At 71.5% G+C, this 18884-nt stretch carries 15 protein-coding genes; 11 read left to right on the top strand and 4 right to left on the bottom strand.

What is annotated here, in order from left to right:
- Nucleotides 1-27 precede the first annotated feature (27 nt).
- The 3 genes from AB0F17_RS48755 to AB0F17_RS48745 are packed head-to-tail and all read left to right on the top strand — an operon-like array spanning nucleotide 28 to nucleotide 7078.
- Nucleotides 28-1164, top strand: a complete 1137-nt coding sequence (locus tag AB0F17_RS48755) for an AAA family ATPase (RefSeq protein WP_358038223.1) — start codon at nucleotides 28-30, stop codon at nucleotides 1162-1164.
- The gene (locus AB0F17_RS48750; protein ID WP_358038220.1) at nucleotides 1161-4934 is read left to right on the top strand and encodes a DUF5682 family protein; all 3774 of its coding nucleotides are present in this window, start codon (nucleotides 1161-1163) and stop codon (nucleotides 4932-4934) included. Before AB0F17_RS48755 ends, AB0F17_RS48750 begins: the two co-directional genes overlap by 4 nt.
- Nucleotides 4931-7078, top strand: a complete 2148-nt coding sequence (locus AB0F17_RS48745; protein ID WP_358038217.1) for an SWIM zinc finger family protein — start codon at nucleotides 4931-4933, stop codon at nucleotides 7076-7078. The genes AB0F17_RS48750 and AB0F17_RS48745 overlap by 4 nt, the downstream gene beginning before the upstream one ends.
- Before the next feature lie 281 nt (nucleotides 7079-7359).
- Here AB0F17_RS48745 and AB0F17_RS48740 read toward each other — a convergent pair whose 3' ends face one another.
- Nucleotides 7360-8475, bottom strand: a complete 1116-nt coding sequence (locus AB0F17_RS48740; protein WP_358038384.1) for a branched-chain amino acid aminotransferase — start codon at nucleotides 8473-8475, stop codon at nucleotides 7360-7362.
- Nucleotides 8476-8833: 358 nt separating this feature from the next.
- Nucleotides 8834-9952: an epoxide hydrolase family protein gene (locus AB0F17_RS48735; protein ID WP_358038214.1), complete on the bottom strand. Its 1119-nt coding sequence runs from the start codon at nucleotides 9950-9952 to the stop codon at nucleotides 8834-8836.
- Between the two features lie 213 nt (nucleotides 9953-10165).
- Here AB0F17_RS48735 and AB0F17_RS48730 point away from each other — a divergent pair, with 213 nt between their 5' ends.
- The 6 genes from AB0F17_RS48730 to AB0F17_RS48705 all read left to right on the top strand — a co-directional run bounded on the left by AB0F17_RS48730 (nucleotide 10166) and on the right by AB0F17_RS48705 (nucleotide 15539).
- Nucleotides 10166-11116 (top strand): WYL domain-containing protein, encoded by a 951-nt coding sequence (locus AB0F17_RS48730; RefSeq protein WP_358038211.1) that lies wholly within the window; start codon nucleotides 10166-10168, stop codon nucleotides 11114-11116.
- A 96-nt stretch (nucleotides 11117-11212) separates the two neighbouring features.
- Nucleotides 11213-12232: an NADP-dependent oxidoreductase gene (locus AB0F17_RS48725; protein ID WP_358038208.1), complete on the top strand. Its 1020-nt coding sequence runs from the start codon at nucleotides 11213-11215 to the stop codon at nucleotides 12230-12232.
- A gap of 16 nt (nucleotides 12233-12248) precedes the next feature.
- Complete coding sequence (locus AB0F17_RS48720) at nucleotides 12249-12632, top strand: MerR family transcriptional regulator (protein ID WP_358038205.1); 384 nt, start codon at nucleotides 12249-12251, stop codon at nucleotides 12630-12632.
- Between the two features lie 153 nt (nucleotides 12633-12785).
- Nucleotides 12786-13400 carry a calcium-binding protein gene (locus AB0F17_RS48715; protein WP_358038202.1) on the top strand — a complete coding sequence of 205 codons (615 nt, stop codon included), beginning with the start codon at nucleotides 12786-12788 and terminating at the stop codon, nucleotides 13398-13400.
- Nucleotides 13401-13690: 290 nt separating this feature from the next.
- Nucleotides 13691-14275, top strand: coding sequence for a TetR/AcrR family transcriptional regulator (locus tag AB0F17_RS48710; protein ID WP_358038199.1), 585 nt, complete (start codon nucleotides 13691-13693; stop codon nucleotides 14273-14275).
- A gap of 76 nt (nucleotides 14276-14351) precedes the next feature.
- Nucleotides 14352-15539 (top strand): MFS transporter, encoded by a 1188-nt coding sequence (locus tag AB0F17_RS48705; protein WP_358038196.1) that lies wholly within the window; start codon nucleotides 14352-14354, stop codon nucleotides 15537-15539.
- Nucleotides 15540-15558: 19 nt separating this feature from the next.
- Here AB0F17_RS48705 and AB0F17_RS48700 read toward each other — a convergent pair whose 3' ends face one another.
- Nucleotides 15559-16785 (bottom strand): MFS transporter, encoded by a 1227-nt coding sequence (locus tag AB0F17_RS48700; RefSeq protein WP_358038193.1) that lies wholly within the window; start codon nucleotides 16783-16785, stop codon nucleotides 15559-15561.
- Nucleotides 16786-16893: 108 nt separating this feature from the next.
- Nucleotides 16894-17325 (bottom strand): MarR family transcriptional regulator, encoded by a 432-nt coding sequence (locus tag AB0F17_RS48695; RefSeq protein ID WP_358038191.1) that lies wholly within the window; start codon nucleotides 17323-17325, stop codon nucleotides 16894-16896.
- A 79-nt stretch (nucleotides 17326-17404) separates the two neighbouring features.
- Here AB0F17_RS48695 and AB0F17_RS48690 point away from each other — a divergent pair, with 79 nt between their 5' ends.
- Nucleotides 17405-17818 (top strand): organic hydroperoxide resistance protein, encoded by a 414-nt coding sequence (locus tag AB0F17_RS48690; RefSeq protein ID WP_358038188.1) that lies wholly within the window; start codon nucleotides 17405-17407, stop codon nucleotides 17816-17818.
- A gap of 55 nt (nucleotides 17819-17873) precedes the next feature.
- The gene (locus AB0F17_RS48685) at nucleotides 17874-18884 is read left to right on the top strand and encodes a hypothetical protein (RefSeq protein WP_358038185.1); all 1011 of its coding nucleotides are present in this window, start codon (nucleotides 17874-17876) and stop codon (nucleotides 18882-18884) included.

Raw genomic sequence — 18884 nt, 5'->3', positions numbered from 1 at the left:
CCCCGATTCTCTTAAGGACTTCACTTCATGACCCTGACCGAAGACCGGGCTCCGGCCCGGCAGGTAATCTCCGCCGAAGAGCGCTACGCCGACGAGCTCGCCTTCCTCGCCGCCCACGACACCGGGCCGCGCCCGCCCGGCTGGGCGCTGACCCCGCGCGCCGTGGTGACCTTCATCTGCGGCAGCGGCGACGAGACGCTGGTGGGACCCACGTCCAAGATGAAGGTGGCCGCCAAGTTCGTCGGCGAACGCGCCCTCGTCGAACGCTGCGTGGTGACCCTCGCCGGCGAACGCGGCCTGCTGCTGGTCGGCGAGCCCGGCACCGCCAAGTCGATGCTGTCCGAGCTGCTGGCCGCCGCCGTGTGCGGCACCAGCGCGCTCACCGTCCAGGGCACCGCGGGAACGACCGAGGACGCCTTCCGGTACGGCTGGAACTACGCCCTCCTCCTCGCCCAGGGCCCCAGCCCTGCCGCGCTGGTCGACTCCCCGGTGCTCACCGCCATGCGGTCCGGCCGGGTCGCCCGGGTGGAGGAGATCACCCGCTGCCTGCCCGAGGTACAGGACGCCCTGGTGTCCATCCTGTCCGACCGGCGGGTCAGTGTTCCGGAACTGGCCGGCAGCGAAGACGCCCAGGTGGCGGCCTCACCCGGGTTCACGGTGATCGCCACGGCCAACCTGCGCGACCGCGGCGTCTCGGAGATGTCGGCCGCTCTGAAGCGCCGGTTCAACTTCGAGACCGTCGACCCCATCTCCGACGCCGAGGCGGAGACCGCCCTGGTACGCCACCAGGCCACCGCCGTCGTCCAGCGGGCCGGCGCCGCCTTCGGCGTGGACGACGCCGTGCTCGACGCGCTGGTCACCGTCTTCCGCGACCTGCGCTCCGGGCGCTCGGCCGAGGGCTGGGACGTGGAACGGCCCGGCACGGTCATGTCCACCGCCGAAGCCGTGCAGGTCGCCGCCTCGCTGGGGGTGGCGGTGGCGTACCTGCCCAGTGGCGACGTCCTCGACCTGGTGCCGGGGCATCTGCTCGGCGTGGTGCGCAAGGACGACCCGGCGGACCACGGGCGGCTCCTGGGCTACTGGGACGGGCCGGTGCGGCGGCGGGCCGAGGACGGCTCCGCCATGTGGCGCCGGCTCTGGGACCTGCGGGAGAACCTCCGTTGACCATCCAGAACATCGATGCGCGGTCCGCGCAGGATGCCGGCGACGGCCGGGACGCCGATCCCAGGCGGGCCGTCGCCGCGCTGGCCTCCTCCGCGCGGCCGTACGTGCTGGGAGTCCGTCACCACAGCCCCGCGCTGGCCGTCGCGCTGCCCGCGCTGCTGGACGCCGCCGACGCCGAGGTGGTCTGCGTCGAGCTGCCAGCGGACTTCCAGCAGTGGCTGGTGCACCTGGCCGACCCCGGGACCATCGCGCCGGTCGCCCTCGCGGGCGCTCGCGGCGACGGTGGGCTGGGCTTCTACCCGTTCGCGGACTTCTCGCCGGAACTGGTGGCCATTCGGTGGGCCTGGAAACGCGGCGCGGAAGTCCTGTGCTGCGACCTCCCGCTGTCCGACCCCGGCTGGCACGCCACCGACCCACCGGCGGGCACGGCCGAGGACGCCGGCCCGCCCACGGGAACGTCGGCGGGTGCGGCCGAGGAGGCCGGTACGTTGCCGGAGGCGGTGTCGCGGGGGAGGTCGTTCGCCGAGGCGTTGAGCGCCGCGGGGACCGGCCGCGAGGGGGACGACATGTGGGACCGGGCCGTGGAGGTCCTGGCGCCCGGATGCGAACCCGAAGCGGTCCGCCGCGCCGCCCTCGGCGTCGGCTGGGCGTTGCGCCGGGACGCCGCGGCGGCAGGCGGCGTACCGGCCATGGACCTGGCACGCGAGGCGCACATGCGCCGCGTCGTCACGGGGGCCGCGGCCAACGGGCGGCGAGTTGTGGCAGTGGTCGGCGCCTTCCACGCACCCGCGCTGATCGTGCCCGACGCGGACGGCACCACCGGTTCGTCCAAGGACGACGACAATGTCGCCTCGTCCGAGAGCGACGGGACCGCCGCTCCGCCTTCGGGCGATGGCGGCACCGGTCCGTTCGCGGAGGACGGTTCGTCGTCGGTCACCTCGCTCGTCCCGTACGCCTTCGACCTGCTCGACTCCCGGTCCGGCTACCCGGCGGGCATTCGCGACCCGCGCTGGCAGCAGGCGGTGTTCACGGCCGGCGGCGATCCCGAGCGGGTCAGGGACGGCGCCGCCCGCGCCATCACCGACCTGTGCCGGGAGCTGCGCGCGGCCGGGCACACCGCGGGCACCGGCGAGGCCGTCGAGACGTTGCGGCTCGCCTGCGACCTGGCCCGGCTACGCGACCTGCCCGCCCCCGGGCGGGGTGAGCTGCTGGAGGCCGTGACGACCGTGCTCGGCCAGGGCGAACCCCTGGGCCGGGGACGGGCCCTGGCCAAGGCGCTCGACACCGTGTTCGTCGGCACCGAACGCGGCCGGACCGCGCCGGGCACGCCACGTTCCGGGCTCGGGCCCGCGGTCGAGGCGGATCTCGCCGCGCTCCGGCTCCCGTGCCCGGACGATCCCGAACGCCGTGAAGTACGCCTCGACCCGCTCCGCTCCGACCTGGACGCGCGCCGTGAGGTACTCCTGAAGCGCCTGCTGGTCTGCGGCGTCGGCTACGGCGAGCCGATCGAGGTGGTGGGTACGGGCGACTCCACCGCGCTCACCACCAGGTGGCGGCTGGCCTGGACCCCGGCGGTCCCGGCCCTGCTCGACCTGGCGGGCGTACGCGGCGTGACCCTCGCCCAGGCGGCGGCCGGCACGTTGCGTGAGACCTTCCGCCGTGAGTCCGCGGAAGGGGGGCCCACCTGCGGCCTGATCCTCGGCGGCCTGCGTGCCGCGGCCGGTTGCGACCTGCCCGACCTGGTCGCGGACCGCCTCGCCGACGCCGCCGTCACGCTGCCCGCCACCGCCACGCTCGCCGAGCTGCTCGATGCCCTCGACCTGCTGGAGGCGCTGCGCCGCCGGCATCTCCCCGGCACCACCCCGGAAGGTCGCGAGCGCGCCACCGAACTGGCCGGCACCCTGCTGGAGGCCGCGGTCCGCGCCCTGCCCGGCCTGGCCGGCAGCGACCAGCCGGAGGACGCGGTCGCCCTGGTCGCCCTCGCCTCCCGGGTCGGCGAAGAGCGCCTCGGGCTGCGGATGGACGACGCCTTGGCGGTGCTCGCGCGTACCGCGTCGCCGCTCATCCAGGGCGCGGCCCTGGCCGCCCGCGTGCTGCTCGACCTGGACGGTCCCGACTCGCTCGGCGATCGGGCGGCCGGCTGGGTCGACACCGCCACCAGCCCCGACGGACGCCTCCGCCTGAGCCGCCTGCTGACCGGCGTGCTCACGGCCGCCGGGCCGCTGCTCCAGTCGGCACCGGCGGCGCTCGACCCGCTCATGGACCGTGTCGACGGCCTGGCCGACAAGGAGTTCCTCGACCGGCTGCCGGCGTTGCGCGGTGGGTTCGACACGCTCAGCCCGGCCGGTCGCAGCCGGTTGCTGGGGGCCGTGTCCGAACGCCTCGGAGACCGGCTCGACCTGGCGCTGGACGCTCCGCCCGCGCTCCTCGCCCTCTGGACCGCCGCCGACTCCGCCGGTCTGGACGCCTTGCGCGCACTCCGGCTCCCCATCCCCGCTCTGACCGCATCCAGCGATCCGGAGGCACGGGAAGTCGTTCCTGATGGGGAGGCGGACGCGGGACTCCCTGAGCATCGGTCCCCGCAGGACGGGGAGGCGGATGCGGTTCGTACCGAGCGCCGGTCCGAGCTGGACGGCAACGGTCGTGTCGAGCGGAGGCTGCTGCCGGCCGACCGGTGGCGGTTGCTGCTCGGGCGGGAGTCGGAGCGGCTGCCAGCCGATGCCCGTGCCTACGCGCGGGCCCTCGACGAGCTGTACGGGTCGGGGCGCGGGGAAGGCGCCAACGACTTCGGCACGGGAGGCGACGCCGGTGGCCGGGAGGCCCCCTTCCCCACCGCCCGTGAGTGGGGTGAGGAGCTGGAGGCCCTCTTCGGGACCGAGGTACGCGAGGAGGTGCTGGCCCGAGCCGCCGATGCCGGGCGGATCGACGTGCTCAGCGAGCTCGATCCCGCCTCGGTGCGGCCATCCGTCGAGCTGCTGACCTCCGTACTGTCCCTGGCCGGCGGCCTGCCGGAGCAGCAGGTCGCCAAGCTGCGGCCACTCGTACGCCGCCTGGTGGAGGAGCTGACCCGGGAGCTCGCGACCCGGATGCGGCCCGCCATGACCGGGCTGGCGACCCCACGTCCGACTCGCCGTCCGGGTGGGCGGCTCGACCTGCCGCGTACCCTGCGCGCCAACCTGTCGCACACGCGCCGCCTCGACGACGGCCGGCTCGTGGTGGTCCCGGAACGGCCGGTGTTCAGCACCAGGTCCCGGCGGGAGGCCGACTGGCGGCTGATCCTGGTGGTCGACGTCTCCGGGTCGATGGAGGCGTCGGTGGTCTGGTCCGCTCTGACGGCCGCCGTCCTGGCGGGCGTGCCGACGCTGTCCACTCACTTCCTGTCGTTCTCCACACAGGTGATCGATCTGACGGATCGGGTGACCGATCCATTGTCCTTGCTGCTGGAGGTACGGGTCGGCGGTGGTACGCACATCGCCGCGGGCCTCGCTCAGGCCCGGTCGCTGGTCACGGTGCCCAGTCGTACGCTCGTCGTGGTCGTCAGCGACTTCGAGGAGGGCTACCCGATCGGGGGCCTGCTCGGTGAGGTACGGGCTCTGGCCGGGTCCGGTGTTCACCTGCTGGGGTGCGCGGCCTTGGACGACAGCGGCGTACCCCGTTACTCGATCCCCGTCGCCCAGCAACTCGTCGCGGCCGGCATGCCCGTCGCCGCCCTCAGCCCGCTCGCCCTCGCCCGATGGGTCGGCGACCGCCTCCGGGGAGAGAATCGATGAATTCCCCTACCGTTACCTCCGTCTCCTCGGCTGCCGGGCAACTGCCGCCGGTGGCGCCGCAGGTGGTCGCCGCCGCCGTCGAGGGCCTCACGTCCCGGCTGCGTAAGAAGCTGGACGCGGCGATCGAGCAGTACGCCGCCGTGCCCGTTGCCGTCGACGACGAGGGCATCCGGATCAGCTGTGGCGAGGACGCGGTGGTCACGCTCTCGCCGGGGCCGTCCGGTGCGATCGTCGACGACGGCCAGGCGCGGTGCAGTTGCCTCCTGGCGCCACGGTGCCTGCATCGCGCGGCCGTACTGAGTGCCTGCCCGGTGGCGGACCCGGAGCCCATCGGAACCGCCGAGAGCTCCGGTGCGGGTGATGTCCTACTCGGCGCCGACGCGGTCGCAGGGTCCGCACCTGACGGGACGGTCACCGACCCGGCCGCGGCGCCTGCTGCCGTGCAAGGGACTACGGGGTCTGGCAACGCCCAGGCGACGAGCGCGGGGTCAAGTGCCACCCAGGCCGTAGGGCAGGACGCCGCCAAGGGCGCAGCGCCGGATGTCGCGCAGGCGCCGGATGTCGCGCAAGTGGCGGCGGCGGCGAGTCTGTGGCGCGCCGCCGCGGCCATCCTGTCGACCGGGGCGCCCGCGGCTGGTGCGGTGCCTCAGGCCGAGCTGCTCAGGGCCGCGCACACAGCCAGGCTGGCCGGGTTGCCCAAGGCCGAGGCCGCTGCTCTGCGGGTGGTACGCGGGCTGCGCGCGGCTCGGGCCCGCCACGACGGGCATCGCCTCGCCGACCTGGTGTCCGCGCTTCGCGAGCTGCTGCTCACCGCGGGGCGGCTGGCCGGTGCCGATCCCGATCCGGCGCTGGTCGGCAGCGTGCGCCGGAACTATCAGCCGGGTGGGAGCCTGCGGGTGTACGGCGTCTTCCGGGAGCCGGTGATCAGCGCCACCGGCTACGGCGGCGTCGTCACCCACCTGGTCACCGACGACGGCCGGTGGTTCTCGGTGGCCGATGTCAAGCCGGGTGGTCCGGCCCGTGCCCGTGGGGCCGCCACCGCGCCCGTCTCCATCGGCCCCGCCATGCTGAACCACGCGCAGCTGGCACGGGCCGGGCTGCTGATCACCGGGGCGACGATCTCGCCTGATGGGCGTCTGGGGGCGGGCGGTGGCGTGCGGGCCACCCCGGTCTCGGGGATGTCGTGGACGGCGGGGCCGATGGCGGCGCTGTTCGCCCGCCCGCTGGCTGAGGCGGTCGGTCCCCGGCTCTCCGGGCACGCCTGGAGCGAGGCGGACACAGAGGATAAGGCTCGCGAACCGGTTGGATGCGACCTGGTGATCGTCGGCGCCGCAGGCGACCACGTACTCGCCCGCGAACTACTACCCGCGCATGACCACCCGCCCGCCTCGCCTGCGGACGACCTCTTGGGTGTCTCCGGAGCGTCGTCCGACGACGACCCGCCCTCTGCCCTGCCTACGGACGATCAGCCGATCGCTCCCGGATTGCCGCAAGTCGACCCGCAGATCCCGGTGCGCTCGGTCGGCCCGCTGATCCGGCTCGTTCCGGCTGCCCATCATCCCGACCTGGCTCACGTCGCCAACCTGCAGCGGCTCGCGTCCCGGCCCGGTCTGGTGGTGCGAGTGGTGGGCAGGGTGGATCCCGATCGGGCGGCCACCCTGCGTCCGCTGGCGGTGGGGCCGGTGCCGGGGGCTGAGGCGACGCTGCGGCTTCCCGCCGAGTGGCAGGGCCGGGCCGATCTCGGGTACGACCGTCTGCAGGGCTCCCACCTCCCGCCGCCGGAGGCGTGCCTGCCCAGGCAGACGGAGGCCGGGAGCGAGGTGGACCCGGTGGCGAGCGCACCGCTCTGGCGGGTTCGCCGACTGGTCGAGCTGGGCGTCTCCGGCGGGCGGCGGGCGGTGGCCGAATCGGCGCGCAAGGGCGACTCCCACGCGCCGCTGCGCCGGGCCGGGTTCCGGACCGCCGCCGAACTGGCCACCACGCTCACCGCCGAGGCCGACCGCAGGACGCGTGACGTGTTCGGCCGGTTGGCGGACTCCGGCCCCGACCGGTACGCGTGGGCGTGGCTGGCCGCGGCGACCCACCTCGCGGCCACGGAACGAGCCATGATCCAGTCCTCCTGGCAGGCGGACCATCTCCTGTGAAAGGCGGGCCTCCGTGAAGAGCGGCTCTCCGTGTATGGCGGTCCTCCCCTCCGTGAACGGTGGGCCCCTTCGCGGATGCAGGGATCGGCGGGGTTGACGCCGACCGCGTGAATGCGGACACGGACCTGCCCGGAGCCAGGGCCGGAGACTGCTGTACGGGTCTCCGGCTGCGCTGAGGCTGGGTCAGGTCGTGAAGATCTGGCGGCGGGCGTGGTCGAGGAGGGTCTTCCTGGGCAGGGCCGAGGTGCTGTGGGTGCTGGTCATGGCGCCCTTCTCGCAGGTCAGTGCGCTGTCGTGCGCGGATGGTGCACCCAGGCGTGCGGGTCGGGGGCACGGCCGGTCTGTACGGCCAGGAGCTCCTCGCGTAACCGGAGGGTGAGGGGACCGGGCTGGCCGTCGGCCATCTGCCAGGCGGTGGTGCGTGTGCGGGCCCGGCCGACGGGGGTGATGACAGCGGCGGTGCCGCAGGCGAAGACCTCGGTGATCGAGCCGTCCGCCGCGCCCGTTCGCCACTCCTCCAGACTGATGCGGCTCTCGCTGACGGGGTGGCCGAGGTCACGGGCGAGGGTGAGGACGCAGTCGCGGGTGATCCCGGGCAGCAGCGAGCCGGTGAGGGCCGGGGTGGTGATTTCGGCGGCAGGGCCGTGGCCGCGTACGAAGAAGAGGTTCATGGCGCCCACTTCCTCGATCCAGCGCCGCTCGATCGCATCGAGCCAGACCACCTGGGCGCAGCCGTGCTCGGCGGCGTCATTCTGGGCGAGGAAGGCGGCGGCGTAGTTCCCGGCGAACTTGGCGGCGCCGGTGCCGCCCGGGGCGGCCCGTACATAGTCCTCGGCGATCCACACCGACAGGGGTCTGATGCCTTCGGGGAAGTACGATCCGGCCGGGGAGGCGATGAGCAGGAACAGGTACTCGGTCGAGGGCCGGACACTGAGCGTGCTCTCGGTGGCGAACATCAGCGGCCGCAGATACAGAGAGTGCTCAGCGGCGTCGGGAACCCAGCACCGATCCTGATTCACGAGCAGCTCGCATGCCTTCATGAACAGCTCGACGGGCAGTTCCGGCATGGCCATCCGGCGGGCGCTCGCCTGGAAGCGGTGCGCGTTGGCCTCGGGCCGGAACAGCGCGACCGTACCGTCCGGCTGCCGATACGCCTTGAGACCCTCGAAGATCGACTGGCCGTAGTGCAGTCCCGTGGCGGCCGGGTCGATGGTCAGCGGGGCGTATGGGCCCAGCGCGGCGTCATGCCAGCCCGCCTCGCCGGTCCACTGGATGGTGACCATGTGATCTGTCATGTACCGGCCGAAGCCGGGCGCGGCCAGAATCTGCTGCCGCTCGGTGTCAGAACGCAGGTGAGGATGCGGTTTGACGGTGAACTGAGGGAGCGTGAGGGGCATCGGGGTTTCCCTAAAGGGCGAGTGCTCACCGTGGTGCGCGGTCAGCGGGTGCGGAACGGGCTTCGGAGGACTGGCTACGGGCCAGGGGTGCGGGCCGCCGAGGAGCCTGCGCAGGGCGCGGCGGAACTCGATGAAGAACCGCTCGCGTGTCTCGGCGGTGGTGCAGCCCGGTAACAGGCAGGGGTCGAGATCTTCCAAAACCATGAGCAAGCAACTGCCCGTCGCCCGTGCGTACAGCGTAGACCCACTGGATGCCGGGGTGAATGGCGTCGACGAAGGAGAACGGCACCCCGTACCGGATGACGGCCCTCGCCACTCAGCTCACGGAGGGGGCCGAACTTCATGACCGCGCGGGCTGTCAGGAGAGGCCGGCGAAGAAGGCCCTGATGTCTCCGGCGAGCAGGTCGGGTGCCTCCATGGCGGCGAAGTGGCCACCGCGCTCGAACTCCGACCAGCGCACGATGTTGTGGGCCTTGTCGGCGAAGACCCGGATGGCGTAGTCGGTGACGAAGACGGCGACCCCGGTGGGGACGGTGCCGCGCGGCTTGGGCGCCCACATGGTGTGGTCGTGGAAGCGCTCGTAGTACGAGTTGGCCGTCGAGCGCGCTGTCCCCGTCAGCCAGTACAGCATCACGTTGGTCAGCAGCCGGTCCCGGCCGACGGCGTCCTCGGGGAGCTTGGCCGCCGGATCGCTCCACTCCTGGAACTTCTCCACGATCCACGCCAGTTGCCCGACGGGGGAGTCGGTCAGCGCGTAGGCGAGGGTGTCCGGACGGCTGCCCTGCACCTGCATGTACGCGGCCCCCTCGTCCTGGAACCGCTTCATCGCCGCCAGACGTGCCTGCTCGGCCTCGGTGAGGCCCGCCATGTCGTCCGGGTCGCCCGTGGGGAAGGCGAACATCGCGTTGAGGTGCACCCCGATCACCCGCTCGGGCTCGGCCCGCCCCATCAGCGGCGCGATCAGGGCGCCGACGTCGCCGCCCTGCACGCCGTAGCGCTCGTACCCCAGCCGTTCCATCAGCTGCGCGAACGCCGCCGCGGCGCGCGCGTCGGTCCAGCCGGCCTCGGTGAGCGGGCTGGAGAACGCGAACCCGGGCAGCGAGGGGACGACCAGGTGGAACCGGTCGGCGAGCAACTCGACGACGTCGGCGAACTCCACCACCGACCCCGGCCAGCCGTGCAGCAGCAGGAGCGGTGTGGCGTCCGGGGCCGCGGAGCGGACGTGCAGAAAGTGGATCACGGCGCCGTCGATCACCGTGGTGTACTGCGGGTGCTCGTTCAGCGCGGCCTCGTTCGCGCGCCAGTCGTAACCGTCGGCCCAGTAGCCCACGAGGTCCTTCAGGTAGGCCGCGGGCACGCCCCGGCTCCAGTCCTCGGCGGGCGAGGCGTCCGGCCAGCGCGTCTGCGCCAGCCGCCGCCGCAGGTCGTCCAGCGTTCCCTGCGAAACGTCGATCGTGAACGGGCGGATGTCAGACATGGCTCTCAGGCCTTTCTCGATGATGCGCCGGTGGTGAAGGTGACGGTGCGCCGCCCGCCAGGCGTCGGCGCGAAGGTCCGTGCGACCGCAGGAGAGCAGGGCTTGGCCGATCGGCTCGGCCGTGCCCCGTTCGGGCTGGCAAGAGAGACACTAGGGACCGTTGAGGACAGGTATGGTCCTCAAGGAACGTCGCCTCTGGAGGAGTTTTCGCGCATGCTGGAGACCTCGGCGCGGTTGCTGCGGCTGTTGTCCTTGATGCAGTCGCGGCGCGACTGGCCGGGGCCGGAACTGGCCGACCGGCTGGGCGTGACCACACGCACGGTCCGGCGTGACATCGATCGGCTCCGCGACCTGGGCTACCCGGTGGAGTCCGCGACCGGCACGGCCGGTGGTTACCGTCTGGGTGTCGGCGCCGCTCTGCCGCCGCTGCTGCTGGACGACGAGGAGGCCGTCGCCGTAGCCGTGGGGCTGCGCGTGGCCGCCGTGGGATCGGTCTCCGGAATGGAGGAGACGTCGTTGCGCGCGCTGACCAAACTCGAACAGGTCCTGCCCTCACGGCTGCGCCACAGGGTGACGGCGATGCAGTCCGCGATCGTGCCGCTGACCGGCCCCGGACCGGCGGTGGACGCGAACCTGCTGGCGGCCCTGGCGGCGGCCTGCCGCGCCCACGAGCGAATCCGCTTCGGCTACCAGAAACGCACCCGCCGCGCCGAGCCCTACAGCCTGGTCCACACCGGCCGCCGCTGGTACCTGCTGGCCTTCGACCTGGACCGCGACGATTGGCGCACCTTCCGCGTGGACCGTATCGACGCCCCACCACAGCCCGGCCCGCGTTTCACCCCACGGCCGGCGCCGGCGGAAGACCTCCGTGCTTTCATGTCTGACGCGTTGTCCTCGGCGCCGTACCGATTCCAGGCGAAGATCCTGTTCCGCGCTCCGCTCGAAGTGGTCGCCGAACACACCTCACCCGCTGCCGGGAGGCTGGAGAAGCTCGACGAGCAGTCGTGCCTGTTCTACGCCGGCGCCGGCTCACTGGACCAGATCGCCGTGTACATCGCGCTCAAAGGCATCGACTTCCAGGTCGTGGACCCGCCCGAACTCCGAGCTCACGTCCGAGCACTGGCAGCCCGTCTGACCCGGGCCGGCGAAGAGCCGGGCGCCTGAGCGCTCACCTCGAGCACGAAGGGGAGTTGCTCTTGACGTGCGGGTCAAGGGTTAAGGTCGCGACGCCCTTTTAGCCGCACATCTGAGGAGCGCAACGTGCCGACCCTGCCGCGAACGTCAAGAGAAGTCCGGCTCGCCACCGTGCCCGACGGGCTGCCCAAGCCAGAGCATTTCGTGGTCGCCGAGGTCCCATTGCCGGTGCCAGACGATGGCCACGTGCTGGTCCGCAATCGTTTCTTCCACGTCTTGGCCGCGCTTCGCACGCTGATCGGCGGGAGCGTGAAGGACGCGCCCATGCCGCCGCTACGCCCCGGCGACACGCTGTTCGGGCCCGCGGTCGGAGAGGTCGTGTCGGCCCCCGGGGACAGCGGGCCCCAGGCCGGCGACCTGGTCTCACACTGGCTGGGCTGGCGCGAGTACGCGGTCGTGCCGGTCGGCCAGGTCACGCCCTTGGGTGACGCGCTGCCCGACCCCGTCGCGCACCTGGGCCAGGGCGGGCTCGCCTACGCGGCGCTGACCAGGGACGCCGAGGTCAGGCCCGGGGACACGGTGTTCGTCTCGGGCGCCGCGGGCGCGGTCGGATCGCTGGCCGGACAGATCGCCCGCCTGCTCGGCGCCGCTCAGGTGATCGGCAGCACCAGCTCGCGGGAGAAGGCCGATCGGCTGATCTCTGAGCTGGGGTACGACGCGGCCGTGATCCGCGGCGCGGCGCCGATCGAGGAGCAGCTCGCGAAGCTCGCCCCGGACGGCATCGACGTCTACCTGGACAACGTCGGCGGCGACCAGCTCCAGGCGGCGGTCGCCGCAGCCCGTCCCGGCGCCCGGTTCGTCCTGGTCGGCGCGCTGTCCGGGCAGATGTCACCCCGCGGAACGGGTGGGACGGCGCCGGTCGAACTCGACACCTACCAGCTCATCCTCAAGCGCATCTCGATACAGGCCTTCCAGGGCCTCGACGAACAGGCGCGATCCCAGTGGCTCGAACGCTTCGGCGGCTGGCTGCGCGAGGGCGACATCACATTCCCGTACGCCCGGATCGCGGGCATCGATGACGCGCCGCGGGCGTTGCAGGAGTTGATCGAGGGACGGCATTTCGGGACCGTCATCGTCGCACTGTAGGGCTTCTGGAGGATGGATGCGCATCGGCGACGCGGCAGCCGCGGCGGGCACCACGCCCCGGGCACTGCGGTTCTACGAGCAGCGCGGGCTGCTGACCGCGCCCCCGCGCACGGCGACCGGGCAGCGCGAGTACGGGCCGGGCGAGGTGGCCCGCGTGCGCATCATCCGCGAACTGCTGTCGCTCGGCCTGACCATCGAGGACGTACGTGGTTGCGCCGATCGCCTGCACCTGCTGGACGGCGACACGCTGCCGCCACGCGGCGGCCCCGGCTGCTCCACGGCGAGTGGCGTGGTGGAGCGCAGGCTCGCCACCCTCGACGCGGAGATCGCCCGCCTGTCCCGGCTGCGCGAACAACTCGCCACGCGGGCCGGGCTGAAGGAGGACGCGAAAACCGCGTAAGCGTCGGTTCACCGGGATCTGCGGGTCTACGCCATATTGCCTGTTGCGACGTGCAGTAATACGCCGACCGTCAGTCCGCGAAATGAGTGAATGGCCGATCAGGCGCCCCATATCCGTGAGGCCCCGCCCGGCAGCTCATCGAGGAGAATGATGATGACCAGAACCATCCGCCGCTTCGGGCGTTCTGCGGTGATCGCCGGTGCGTCACTCGTTCTCATGAGCAGCCCAGGTCTCCTCGCGCAGTCGGCACTGGCGGCGACCCCATCGCCCATCGTGGAGGACTGCTTCGGCAGCCCCATCAGCACCTTTGTCGTGCCGCTGTTCGTCCCACCCGGTGGTGCCGCCTTCGTCGGCACGAGCGGTGCCGACCTGATCTTCGGTACGGATGGACCCGACCGCATCTTCGGCGACGCAGGGAACGACAGGATATGCGGCGGAGATGGCGAGGACTATATCGAGGGCGGAAGGGGAGACGACCTTATTCACGGTGAAGGCCACAGAGACGAAATACACGGCGGAGAGGGGAACGACACGGTCTACGGCGGCCCCAATCCGCCCGGCGGATATCATGAAGCACTCTACGGAGAAGAAGGCGCCGACTACCTGATCGGCGGTACCGGGCCGGACATCTTGGTGTGCGCGACATTCCCTGATCTGCCGCAAGTCGGCGACTTCGTCGATGGCGGAACGGGAATGGGCAACGGCGCGCCGGAAGACGACTCCTTCCTGCCGTCGAGTGGCTGCGACTCGGAAGCGAATATTCCATGATGCGCGAATGGCCTATCCGGGTGTGGTGACGGGCATCGACGACGGCGCCATGCCCGGCGTCCTCGCCTGGACCGCCGAACGGTTCGGCGGCGAGCGGGCCGCCACGACCTGCTCCGGCTCGGGACCAACCTGGACGGCACAGCCGGCGGCCTCGGCCGCGCGGTCATCCGCAGCCCGCCCGACTCCGACCCCGGCTCCGAGTAGTACTTCGTCGCCAGTGCCTTGGCCGCCTCGGACGTGCTGGGGCCGAGTTCTTGACTGATCTGTACAAAAGCCGCTAGCTTCGGCCCATGGGCAGACCCCGCGAGTACAGCGATCAGGCCGTCCTGGACGCCGCGATGGAGGTGTTCTGGGAGAAGGGCTACGAGGCGGCCACCACCCAGGACCTGTGCGAGCGCACCGGGCTCGGTCGCGGCAGCCTGTACAACGCGTTCGGCAGCAAGCACCGCCTGTACGAGGAGGCCATCCGCCGCTACGCCGCGACCCGGGCCCAGGCTCAGCTGGCCATGCTGGCGGACCCGGAAGCCGGGCCGGTGCGGGAGCGGCTGCGGGCGATGATGCTGGGCGTCATCGACGCCGACCTGGCCGACCCCGGCCGGCGCGGCTGCCTCGCGCTGAACGCCGCCACCGAGCAGAGCGGGCGCACCGAGGACGTCGCGGCACTGGTGCGGCGCCAGTTCGTGGACCTGGAGCAGGCGATCTGCCACCTGGTGACGATCGGCCAGCGCACGGGTGAGCTGTCCGCCGGCCGGCCGCCGCTCCAGGTGGCGCGTACGTTCCAGAGCGCGTACTACGGCCTGCGCGTGCTCGCGAAGGTGACCGACGACAGGAACGCCCTGCTGGACGTCGTGGACGGGGCGCTCGCGGCCCTGTAAGTCCCAGCGGTCGGCAAGGCGGGCATTGTGCTGCCCCTTTTTTGTACTGATCAGTCAACTATTCAAGGTGGAACGAGTGGCGCTACTCTCCCTGATGCTGTGCGTGTTCGGCATCACGACCGGCGAGTTCGTGATCGCCGGCATCCTGCCGGACATCGCCGACGACCTGGCCGTGTCGATTCCGGCGGCCGGACTGCTGGTGACGGCCTATGCGATCGGGATGATCATCGGCGGCCCGGCGCTGACGGCGCTCACCGCGCGCTTCGCCCGCAGGCCGCTCATCCTCGTCCTTCTCGCCGTCGTGATCATCGGAAACCTGGCCTCGGTGCTCGCGCCGACGTACGCCGTGCTGTTCGCGGCACGGATCGTCACCTCGCTGGTGACCTCCACGTTCTTCGCCAACGCGATCGTCATCGCGGCCTCGACCGCCCCGCCGGGCAAGCAGGCGTCCACCGTGTCCAAGCTGGTTTTCGGGATGAACCTGTCGATGATCCTCGGTGCGCCCATCGGCACCTTCATCGGCAATGGGCTGGGGTGGCGGGCGACCTTCGTGGCCATCGCCGGGTGCTGTGCGCTCGGGTTGCTGCTGGTGCTGCGATTCGTACCGGATGTTCAGCAGGCCGCGCCCGGCACGTCCGCGCCGGCCGAGCTCCGGGTGTTCCGCGGCCGTGATGTGCGGCTCGCCATCGCGGTCACGGCGGTCGGCAATGCGGGGCTGCTCATCGTGTTCACCTATTTCGCGCCGCTGCTCACCGGCGTCACCGGATTCGCCGCCGACGCGGTCGCCCTTCTGCTGCTGGTGTACGGCGTCGGCGCGGCGGTCGGCAATGTCGCCGGCGGCTGGCTGTCCGATCGGGCGCTGATGCCGTCACAGGTCAGTCTGCTCGCCGCCCTCGCGGCGACGCTGGTGCTGATGTGGGCGGTCAGCGCCGGGACGACGATCACCGCGGTCCTGGTCTTCGTGATCGGCGCGCTGGGCTTCTCCGTCATTCCCGGTATGCAGACCAGGGTCCTGACCGCCGCGGCCGCGGCGCCGACCCTCGCCATGGCGGTGAACGCGTCCGCCTACCAACTCGCCGCGGCCTTCGCCGCGTGGCTGGGCGGCCGGGTCATCGACGGCGGGTTCGGGCTGCGGTCCCTCTATCTCGTCGGCGCCGCCGTCACCGTGGTCGGGATCGTCGTGAGCTGCTACGCGTGGTTCCGGGAGCGCGGAGTGGTGGAGCCGGGTTCGGAGGCTCTCCACGTTCAGCAAGACGACGTCTGAAGCCCGACGAGATCGCAGGTCACGCGGCCCCCAGATGGAACTGCTCGGCCCGCTGCGGCACGACCACCGCGATCAGCGCGCCGAGCACGGTGGTGCCGATCAGCAGCCCGAACGCGGCGGTATAGGAGAAATGGTCGACCAGCCAGCCCATCAGCACCGGCGCGATGACACCCGCCACCTGCCCGCCGACGTTGACCACGCCCATGCCCGAGCCGATCACCTCGGGCGGCAGCGCCCGCACCGGCATGCCCAGGATGCCCATCATCGACAGCCCGCCCACCGCCATGGCCAGCGTCTGGAACAGCGTGAACCCGGCCGCGGTCTCCGCGCGCAGCATCAGCACCAGCAGTGCGGCGGTGCAGAGCAGCAGCGGGATGACGTACAGGCGGGCCCGGTCGTGGAAGTAGCGATCGAACAGCCAGCCGCCCAGGATGATCGTCACGGTCATCACCAGGCCGGGGATGGCCGCGTACAGGCCCGTCTTCAGCAACGAGACGCCCCGCGCCTCCAGCAGATAACTGGGCACCCAGGTGATCATCCCGTACCCGAGCATGTTGGTCGCGCAGAACAACGCCGCGAACTTCCACACCGACGGCGCCCGCAGCACCGACCCCAGCGGGGGAACAGGGCGGGACAGATCGCCGGACCCGTTCAGCCCGGCGGGCAGCGGCGGGGGGAGCAGTGCCCACAGCAGCAGCCCGATCGCCACGCCTGCGGCGGCCGTCACCCAGAACGTGTGCCGCCACCCGAACGCCAGCAGCAGCGGCGCCACGACCAGCGGCGCCAGGCCCGCGCCCAACTGGCTGGCGGCCAGCATCGCGCCCGCCGCCGTGGCCCGCCGGGCGGGAGTGGTCCGCTCGGACAGGGCTTTGAAGGACGCGCCGGGGAACAGCCCCTGCCCCACGCCGAACAGCGCCCGGATCACCAGCAACGCGACCAGCCCCCAGGCCAGGCCGGTCAGCGCGGTGAACACCGACCACAGCATGAGCGACACCACGAGCAGCCTGCGCGACCCGAACCGGTCGGCGAGCAGCCCGCCGGGGATCTGGCACAGCAGGTACACCAGGGCGAACACGGTGACCAGCGAGCCCTGTTCGGTCTTGGTGAGCTCGAAGTCGGCGCCGATGAAGGGCAGGGCGACCGCGATCATCACCCGGTCGACGTAGTCGACGACCCACACGCCCATGAGCAGGCCGGCGGTGAGGGTGGCGGTCTTCCTGACATCGACGGTGTACGTGCTTACCAAGGCGACCTCCGGTGATGCGGGTGTTCCGCATTCTTCTTACCGATCAACCGGCGGCACTTCGGGCTGTTCGCCGAATCTCGGGGATGGCCTTGTCCGGGGAGGTGAGCGCTATGTCGCTTCTGTGAGGGCTTGGGTCATCTGGCCGAGCGTACGGTGCAGGTCGGCCAGTTCGCTCATCCGCAGGCCGGTGGCGTCGGCCACGTGCTCGGGCACCCGCAGGGCGGACTGCCGCAGCTCCGCGCCCGCCTCGGTGAGCCGCACCACCACGGACCGTTCGTCGCTGGCATTGCGTTCGCGCAGGACGAGCCCGGCCGCCTCCAGCCGCTTGAGCAGCGGCGACAGGGTGCCGGAGTCGAGCCGCAACGCCACTCCCAGCTCCTTGACCGTCACCGGCTCGCGCTCCCACAGCACCAGCATCACCAGATACTGCGGATAGGTCAGTCCCAGCTCCGCCAGTTGGCGCCGGTAGAAGCCGTCGAGCGCGCGAGACGCGGCGTGTACGGCGAAGCACACCTGATTCTCCAGCAGCAACGCGTTCATGACACCAGCATACCCGGGGTTGACGGCGGGCAACTTAATTGTGCACAATTGAGTTGCAGGCAACCGATTAGGAGCGATCATGAGCACCCTCTACACCGCCATAGCCACCGCCACGGGCCGCGAAGGCCGCGCCGTCACCTCCGACGGCCGCCTGGACGTGGCCCTGTCCCCGCCGAAGGAGCTGGGCGGCACGGGCGAGGGCACCAACCCCGAGCAGCTCTTCGCCGCGGGTTATGCCGCGTGCTTCGCCAGCGCCCTGACCCTGGTGGCCAAGCGCATGAAGGTGGACGCCGAGCAGGCGTCGGTCACCGCCGAAGTGGGCCTCGGCCCGAACGGCGACGGCGGCTTCACCCTGGAGGTCGCCCTCCGCGTCGAACTCCCCGACCACCTGCAGGGCGAGACCGGCCGCGCCCTGGTGGAGGCCACGCACCAGGTGTGCCCGTACTCGAACGCCACCCGCGGCAACATCCCGGTCGCGCTCGTCATCGAATAAGCCGACCTGATCTACGATTTCATGGTCTCCGATGACCATTCGTCTCGGAGGTGTCATGAAATCTCACCACCAGGAGTTCAGCCGGCGGAGGCTGTTTCGGGCCGCCGCCTTCGCCGCGGCGGGCTCCATCCCGTTCCTCGGCGCGGGCGCCGCGTACGCCGTCGTCCCCGACTCTCCCCGGTTCAAGCTCGCAGGAATGGGTGACGACCCGATCATCGGGAAGCAGCTGCGGGCCAACTGGGTGATGCAGTCGTTCGCGTACGACCACGTCGGCCAGCACGTCTACTTCGCCCAGCACAATACCGAGGACTCCGACCCTGACCACGTGGGTGACCTGTGGATCACCAAGACGGACACGGCCGGCAACCAGCTCGGCTCCATGGCGTTACACGGCTTCGGGCACGGTGTGCAGATCGGTGTGGAGCCGTTCGGGGGCTCGGTGTATCTGTGGACCGAGTGGCAGGCGAGCGGCGGTGGCTTCGGTACGAAGGTCGGGCGGTTCGCGTTCGTGAACGGCGCCGTCCTCGAGAGGGATGACGGCTCGATCGAGGACCGGACGATCGCGCTCGACAACCTGCATCCCGTCTCCCCGAACCCGCAGCCCGCCATCGACCCCCAGTACAACCGGCTGGCGGTTCGGTTCAGGGACGCGGACAGCACGATGCGCATCGTCCTGTACGACCTGGCCGACGCCCGCGCCGGCCGCCTCACCACGGGATACCGGAAAGTGGAGCGTGCGCTCCCGGTGCGGACCAAGGCTTGGGCCGCGGCGAATCCCTTCCAGGGATTCACTGTTTTCGGCCGCTACGCGTATCTGCTCGAAGGTGGGGTGAGCGACACCTCGTACATCACCGTCATCGACCTGAACGCCTCGGGGCAGAGCGTGGTGCAGGACAGATGGCCGACCCAGGCGGGCAAGAGCCTGCCCGGCCGTGAACCGCAGGGCATGGCCGTCTGGCTCGCGCCCGTGAGCGGCGGGGTTCAGCCGCGGCTGTGCTTCGGCTTCCATTCGAATACCGGCGGGGTCCGCCAGGCCAACGTCTTCTACAAGTCCGAGTTCGAGTGA

Source organism: Nonomuraea sp. NPDC026600 (assembly GCF_040638335.1).
In the GTDB taxonomy this organism is placed as follows: Bacteria; Actinomycetota; Actinomycetes; order Streptosporangiales; family Streptosporangiaceae; genus Nonomuraea.
The sequence above is the reverse complement of the archived record's forward strand: the minus strand, read 5'-3'. Positions and strand labels throughout refer to the sequence as shown.

Bases quoted from the DNA above. Each gene is read 5' to 3' on its own strand.
- AB0F17_RS48755 (WP_358038223.1), top strand. From the start codon at position 28: ATGACCCTGACCGAAGACCGGGCTCCGGCCCGGCAGGTAATCTCCGCC.
- AB0F17_RS48745 (WP_358038217.1), top strand. From the start codon at position 4,931: ATGAATTCCCCTACCGTTACCTCCGTCTCCTCGGCTGCCGGGCAACTG.
- AB0F17_RS48740 (WP_358038384.1), bottom strand. From the start codon at position 8,475: ATGCCCCTCACGCTCCCTCAGTTCACCGTCAAACCGCATCCTCACCTG.
- AB0F17_RS48735 (WP_358038214.1), bottom strand. From the start codon at position 9,952: ATGTCTGACATCCGCCCGTTCACGATCGACGTTTCGCAGGGAACGCTG.
- AB0F17_RS48730 (WP_358038211.1), top strand. From the start codon at position 10,166: ATGCTGGAGACCTCGGCGCGGTTGCTGCGGCTGTTGTCCTTGATGCAG.
- AB0F17_RS48720 (WP_358038205.1), top strand. From the start codon at position 12,249: ATGCGCATCGGCGACGCGGCAGCCGCGGCGGGCACCACGCCCCGGGCA.
- AB0F17_RS48715 (WP_358038202.1), top strand. From the start codon at position 12,786: ATGACCAGAACCATCCGCCGCTTCGGGCGTTCTGCGGTGATCGCCGGT.
- AB0F17_RS48710 (WP_358038199.1), top strand. From the start codon at position 13,691: ATGGGCAGACCCCGCGAGTACAGCGATCAGGCCGTCCTGGACGCCGCG.
- AB0F17_RS48695 (WP_358038191.1), bottom strand. From the start codon at position 17,325: ATGAACGCGTTGCTGCTGGAGAATCAGGTGTGCTTCGCCGTACACGCC.
- AB0F17_RS48690 (WP_358038188.1), top strand. From the start codon at position 17,405: ATGAGCACCCTCTACACCGCCATAGCCACCGCCACGGGCCGCGAAGGC.
- AB0F17_RS48685 (WP_358038185.1), top strand. From the start codon at position 17,874: ATGAAATCTCACCACCAGGAGTTCAGCCGGCGGAGGCTGTTTCGGGCC.